General features: G+C 42.7%; 1 protein-coding gene. It reads right to left on the bottom strand.

The genetic code is table 11. From position 1 onward, the window contains the following. Positions 1–104 precede the first annotated feature (104 nt). Positions 105–507, bottom strand: a 403-nt coding sequence (locus A3757_RS05220) for a glutamate ligase domain-containing protein (protein WP_082872065.1), incomplete at its 5' end; no start/stop codon positions are given.

Raw genomic sequence — 507 nt, 5'->3', positions numbered from 1 at the left:
CATCAGGGCAGTTAAAACCCCTAGGATTCCTCGCAAGGTTAAATACTGAAACACCGACAAGAACCCAAATGTTTCAGATAAAACGGATGACAACCAATACAGCATTAGTGAACTCTTCTCTTAATTAAATTTACAACTTCATCCATTGCTGCGCTTCTGGACCCTTTGATCATCACGATCTTATTTTTGTGCGGATCTTTCACTAGGTGCTCTGCAAGCAAGGCTTTGTCTTCAAAAACCAATGCATTCTCACCAATACTTTCACTCATCTGTTTTGCGTATTGCCCTATCAAGCAAAACTCTTCGATTCCTAATTCAAGCGCATAAGTCGCGACATCTATATGCGCGTCATGCGCATGAGCACCNAGTTCGGCCATTTCACCCAGCACGGCAACTCGATACCCCGCCTGCATAGACAAGATATTAAGGGCTGCTTTCATCGAAGCCGGATTTGCGTTGTAACTGTCGTCTAATAAAGTGATATCATTAATGACAGCTGTATTCATA

This window comes from Oleiphilus sp. HI0117, from assembly GCF_001635235.1.
Note: the sequence above shows the minus strand (reverse complement) of the source record. Positions and strands in the feature narration are given on the sequence as shown.